The organism is Micromonospora sp. I033, from assembly GCF_053890995.1.
In genome coordinates this window covers 1-5,309 of sequence record NZ_JBSSLX010000303.1, presented here as the reverse complement: position 1 = coordinate 5,309, position 5,309 = coordinate 1, and the positions used below count along the sequence as shown (strand labels likewise).

Annotated in this window: 4 protein-coding genes and 1 pseudogene; 1 reads left to right on the top strand and 4 read right to left on the bottom strand. The window is 72.0% G+C overall.

What is annotated here, in order from left to right; translation table 11 throughout:
• Positions 1–427: 427 nt before the first annotated feature.
• The 4 genes from ACW0Q9_RS28910 to pdhA all read right to left on the bottom strand — a co-directional run bounded on the left by ACW0Q9_RS28910 (position 428) and on the right by pdhA (position 4,412).
• Positions 428–565, bottom strand: coding sequence for a hypothetical protein (locus ACW0Q9_RS28910; RefSeq protein ID WP_165823299.1), 138 nt, complete (start codon positions 563–565; stop codon positions 428–430).
• 222 nt (positions 566–787) lie between these two features.
• On the bottom strand, positions 788–2,248 hold the full coding sequence (locus ACW0Q9_RS28905; protein WP_456186674.1) for a dihydrolipoamide acetyltransferase family protein: 1,461 nt from the start codon (positions 2,246–2,248) through the stop codon (positions 788–790).
• Positions 2,245–3,234, bottom strand: a complete 990-nt coding sequence (locus tag ACW0Q9_RS28900; RefSeq protein WP_456186672.1) for an alpha-ketoacid dehydrogenase subunit beta — start codon at positions 3,232–3,234, stop codon at positions 2,245–2,247. The genes ACW0Q9_RS28905 and ACW0Q9_RS28900 overlap by 4 nt, the downstream gene beginning before the upstream one ends.
• A complete protein-coding gene (pdhA, locus tag ACW0Q9_RS28895; protein WP_456186670.1) occupies positions 3,234–4,412 on the bottom strand; it encodes a pyruvate dehydrogenase (acetyl-transferring) E1 component subunit alpha in 1,179 nt (392 codons plus the stop codon). The genes ACW0Q9_RS28900 and pdhA overlap by 1 nt, the downstream gene beginning before the upstream one ends.
• Before the next feature lie 487 nt (positions 4,413–4,899).
• Here pdhA and ACW0Q9_RS28890 point away from each other — a divergent pair.
• Positions 4,900–5,309 (top strand): annotated as a pseudogene (locus tag ACW0Q9_RS28890) (hypothetical protein); the annotation flags it as partial.

The window sequence follows — 5,309 nt, the reverse complement described above, 5'->3', positions numbered from 1 at the left end:
TACGGCACCGGTCCGCCGGCGCCCGGCGACACCTCGCCCGGCTCCTGGCCGGGGCGGTGCGGGGCCTCGGACGTCATGGGTGCGCCTCCTCCATCACATGTCGGCCGCCGATGCCGATCGGGACCGTCGGCATGGCTGCCGGCGTCGCCGGCAGGTACCGGCCGTGCGGGCTCCCCGCACCGTATCCGGTGGCCGCCCGGAGGCGCCCGGGGGAGCACCGGCCGTCACCGAACGTCACCGGACGATATCGATCGGTTGCTCTCGAGGCGATCGGTCCGGGGGCGGGCGGTTGGCGACCGAGCCCCACCGTACCGGGCGGTGCGGCGAGGTGGAATCCCGGTGTCAATCGACGTGAAACGCCGAAGACCCGCCCGGTGCGCCCCGGGCGGGTCTTCGAACTGGAGGAGGTGAGGAAAGTAGGGGAGCGTCAGCTCATGTGACGCTGGGCGATGGCGAGAAGCTCCTCGCGGACCGCGGGCGAGTTGGCGGAACGCAGCGCGTGCTCGATGGCGCGGGCGCGGCGGTTGGCGTCGCGGCGGTTGCGGATTCGCTCGATCATGCTCATCTGGGTCTCTCCTCCTGGCTATTCGGTTGTCAGCCCCTTGATGTCTCTATTGAACCTCATGACGCCGCCAACTTCCATCGATTATTAGGTGAGCTGAACCACGCACCTAAGGATCGTAGGTCAGGAGGCCCGATGGGCCGAAGTTTCGTTCCTGCATCGGCAACGGCCGGTGTGCCGGGCGTTCACCCGTGCACACCGGCCGTGGCCTGGTGCGGTGGACCGTCAGGTCCAGGCGAGCAGCGCCGCCTCCGGATCGGCCAGGAAGTCCCCGATGTCGCGGAGGAACTTCGAGCCGAGCTCACCGTCGATGATCCGGTGGTCGAAGGAGAGGCCCAGGGTGGTGACCAGGCGCGGCTTGACCTTGCCCTTGTGCACCCAGGGCTGCTCCCGGACCGCGCCGAAGGCGAGGATCGCGGACTCGCCCGGAGGCAGGATCGGGGTGCCCGTGTCGACGCCGAAGACGCCGACGTTGGTGATGGTCAGCGTGCCGCCGGACATGTCGGCCGGCGAGGTCTTCCCCGCCTTGGCCGTCTGCACCAGCTCGGTCATCGCGTCCGCCAGCTCCCGCAGCGAGAGTCGACCGGCGTCCTTGATGTTCGGCACGATCAGGCCGCGCTCGGTTGCCGCCGCGATGCCCAGGTTCACGTAGTCCTTGACCACGATCTCCTCGCCGGCCCAGGTCGAGTTGACCATCGGGTGGCGCTTGACCGCCAGCAGCACCGCCTTGGCGACCAGCAGCAGCGGCGAGACGCGCACGTCCCGCCACTCACGCCGCTCGCGGAGCCGGTCCAGCGCCTTCATGGCCCTGGTCACGTCGACGGTCAGGAACTCCGTGACGTGCGGGGCGGTGAACGCCGAGCGGGACATGTTCTCCGCGGTGAGCTTGCGTACCCCCTTGACCGGGATGCGCTGCTCGCGGTCCGCGCCGAAGCTCGCGGCCGCCGTGACCGGCGCCGCGACCGTCAGCGGCTCGGCCGCCGCCGGGGTCCCGCTCGCCGCCTGCTGTACGTCCTCCCGGGTGATCGAGCCCAGCGGGCCCGAGCCGATCAGCGTGGCGAGGTCGACGCCGAGGTCCTTGGCGAGCTTGCGGACCGGCGGCTTGGCGAGCACCGGGCCGGTGCCGTTCACCGCCGGCGCGGGCGACACGGGGACCACCGGGGCCGGCGCGGGCCGGACCGGGGCGGCCGGGGCTGCCGCAGCCTGGGCCGGGACGCCGCCCTTGCGCGGGCGGCGCTTGGCCGGTGCGTTGCGCGGGCCGTAGCCGACCAGCACGGCGGTACGCCCGCCCGGCGCCACGCCGCCGATCAGACCCGGCTCGACCATGCCCTCCTCGGGCGCGACCTCGACGGCGGCCAGCGAGGCCGCCGACGGGGTGGGCAGGTCGGCGGCCGGCGCACCGGTCGTCGACTGCTCGATCGGCCCGGCGTTCGGGTCGGTGTCGATCGCGATGATCGGGGTGCCGACCTCGACCGTGGCGCCCTCCGGGTGGAAGATCGCCTGCACCCGCCCGGCCCACTTCGCCGGGATCTCGACCGCCGCCTTGGCGGTCTCCACCTCGACGATCGGCTGGTTCAGCTCGATGTCGTCGCCCACCTTGACCAGCCAGGCGAGGATCTCGCCCTCGGTCAGGCCCTCGCCCAGGTCGGGGAGGTTGAACTCCTTGATCCGTGACATGCCGCTCACCAGCCGAAGGTGCGGTCGACGGCGTCGAGCACCCGGTCGAGGTCGGGCAGGTACTCCTCCTCCACCCGGGCGGCCGGGTAGGGGGTGTCGAAGCCGGTGACGCGCAGCACCGGGGACTCCAGGGAGTAGAAGCACTCCTCGGTGATCCGGGCGGCGATCTCCGACCCGAGGCCCAGGTTGCCCGGGGCCTCGTGGACGACCACGCACCGGCCGGTGCGCTTCACCGACTCGTACGCGGCGGTCAGGTCCAGCGGGGAGAGCGTGCGCAGGTCGATGACCTCCAGCTCCCGGCCGTCCTCGGCGGCGGCGGTGGCCGCGTCCAGGGCGGTGCGGACCATCGGGCCGTACGCCAGCACGGTGGCGTCGGTGCCCGGCCGGGCGACCCGGGCCGCGTGCAGCGGGTACGCGTCGGCCAGCGGGGCGTCCAGCTCGACCGGGCCCTTCTCCCAGTAGCGCCGCTTCGGCTCCAGGAAGACGATCGGGTCGTCGGAGGCGATGGCCTGCTGGATCATCGAGTACGCGTCCTGCGGGTTCGCGCAGCTCACGACCTTGAGGCCGGCCGTGTGCGCGAAGTACGCCTCGGGCGACTCCGAGTGGTGCTCGACCGCGCCGATGCCGCCGCCGTAGGGGATCCGGATGACCATCGGGATCCGCACCTTGCCCTGCGAGCGGTAGTGCATCTTCGCCACCTGCGACACGATCTGGTCGTACGCCGGGTAGACGAAGCCGTCGAACTGGATCTCGCAGACCGGCCGGAAGCCGCGGATGGCCAGGCCGACCGCGGTGCCGATGATGCCGGACTCGGCGAGCGGGGTGTCGATCACCCGCTGGTCGCCGAAGTCCTTCTGGAGGCCGTCGGTGATCCGGAAGACGCCGCCGAGCTTGCCGACGTCCTCGCCCATGATGACGACCTTCGGGTCGTTCTCCAGGGCCTTGCGCAGGCCGGCGTTCAGGGCCTTGCCGAGGGTGAGCGTCTCTGTGGCCATCAGTGGGCGCTCCCCTCGAACGACTCCATGTACTTCGTGAACTGGGCCCGCTGCTCGTCGAGCTCGGGGGACCCGTTGGGGTAGACGTGGTCGAACATGGTCACCGGCTCCGGGTTCGGCATGGCGAGCACCCGCTCCCGCAGGTGCACCGACTCGGCCCGGGCCTGCTCGTCGACCTCGGCGAAGAACGACTCGTCGACGATCTGCTGCTTGGTCAGGAACGCCTTCATCCGGGCGATCGGGTCCTTGGCCTGCCAGGCCTCGACCTCGCTGGCGATCCGGTAGCGGGTCGGGTCGTCCGAGGTGGTGTGGGCGCCCATCCGGTAGGTGTACGCCTCGATGAGGCTCGGGCCCTGGCCGTGCCGCGCGTTGTCCAGCGCGTGCCGGGTGACCGCGTACGACGCGAGCACGTCGTTGCCGTCGACCCGGACGCCGGGGAAGCCGAAGCCGCCGGCCCGCTGGTAGAGCGGGACGCGGGTCTGCCGCTCCAGCGGCTCGGAGATGGCGTACTGGTTGTTCTGGCAGAAGAACACCAGCGGGGCGTTGAAGACGCTGGCCCAGACGAACGACTCGTTGACGTCGCCCTGGCTGGTGGCGCCGTCACCGAAGTAGGCGATCACCGCCTCGCCATCGTCGCTGCCGGTCTTGCCGTCCATGGCGACGCCCATGGCGTACCCGGTCGCGTGCAGGGTCTGCGCCCCGATGACGATCGTGTACATGTTGAACTTGAACTCGTTCGGGTCCCAGCCGCCCTGGTCGACGCCGCGGAACAGGCCGAGCGGCATGATCGGGTCGATGCCCCGGCAGTAGAGGACGCCGTGCTCCCGGTAGGTCGGGAAGGCCATGTCCTGGGTACGCAGCGCCCGGCCGGAGCCGACCTGCGCCGCCTCCTGGCCGAGCAGGCTGGCCCAGAGGCCCAGCTCGCCCTGGCGCTGGAGCGCCGTGGCCTCGGCGTCGAGCTTCCGGACCAGCACGAGGTCGCGGTAGAGCCCGCGGTACTCCTCGTCGGTGAAGTCGACGCGGTACTCGGTCCCGTCCGGGCCGAGCGCGCTCTCGATCCGCTCGCCCTCCGGCGTGAGCAGTTGCACGAGCTCCGGTTCGCCCGTGGCGGCGGCGCGCTTGGTACGGGGTGCGGCCCGCCTGCTGCGGGTGGCGGCCCCGGGGTCGCCCTTTGCCATCCGTCTCTCCCTGTCTGGTCTGCGCCGGCGCCGGGGGGTGACCCGTGCCGCGCACATCGTGCGCCCGGCCCGGCTGGTGCCGGACCGGTCCCTGGCGGCCGCGCCTAGCCCCGGTGAGGGTTGCCGCGCGGCGTGAGCCGGGTCCGTGCGGGAGCCCGGCCCGGGAGCGCCGGCGCCGTACCGCACCAGCCGCGGGGTGCGCGGAGGTGGCGGCTGCGTTGCCGTCGTGACTGAATGATTGCAGAGGAGGTGAGCGGGCCCACAGTACGGCCTCCCGCCCCGGTGACGTTCCGTCTCGTTCGCGACTCATAGACGTATTTGTCTCGTTACTCGTCTCCGAACGACGGACAATTTGTGTGTCGACACGCTGTGGCGGCTGGTGAACTGAGCGTCACTGGTTCAAGCTGACGGTGGTCCCCGCTGCGGCATTTGTCCGTTTAGCCTGTGCCGGGATCCCGTCCTGTCCACGCGTACGAGGAGTGTGCCGGTGTCCGAGCCGCCAGAGGGTCCACCGGGCTCCCCGTTCCTCGGCCGGCACCGGGCGGTGCCGCGATCCGGCTACCGGCGGGTGGTCGGGGCGCACCGCGCGCAGGGCCTGGGCGGCCCGAGCCGGGGCTACCTGTTCACCGTCGCGCTGCTGGCCGGCACCGCCTCCATGCCGATCCTCGCCGCGATCAGCGCCGGATCGGCCACCGTGGGGAACAGCGCCCTCCCGGACAGCAGCACCCCGTTCATCCCGACGCCGTCGGTCGGCCCGGTGGTGATCCCGCTGCCCGAGGGGACGCAGTCCCCCGCGCTGCCCACCCGGACGCCCGTCGCCGGACCGGGGGCCACCACCGTGCCGCCCGCGGCGCCGCTGCCCCCGGCCCTGCCCGACGACAGCGACCTGGGCTCCCG

What these genes read in the sequence shown, in the direction of transcription:
- ACW0Q9_RS28900 (WP_456186672.1), bottom strand. Translation starts at nt 3,234, where the DNA reads ATGGCCACAGAGACGCTCACCCTCGGCAAGGCCCTGAACGCCGGCCTG.
- ACW0Q9_RS28910 (WP_165823299.1), bottom strand. Translation starts at nt 565, where the DNA reads ATGAGCATGATCGAGCGAATCCGCAACCGCCGCGACGCCAACCGCCGC.
- pdhA (WP_456186670.1), bottom strand. Translation starts at nt 4,412, where the DNA reads ATGGCAAAGGGCGACCCCGGGGCCGCCACCCGCAGCAGGCGGGCCGCA.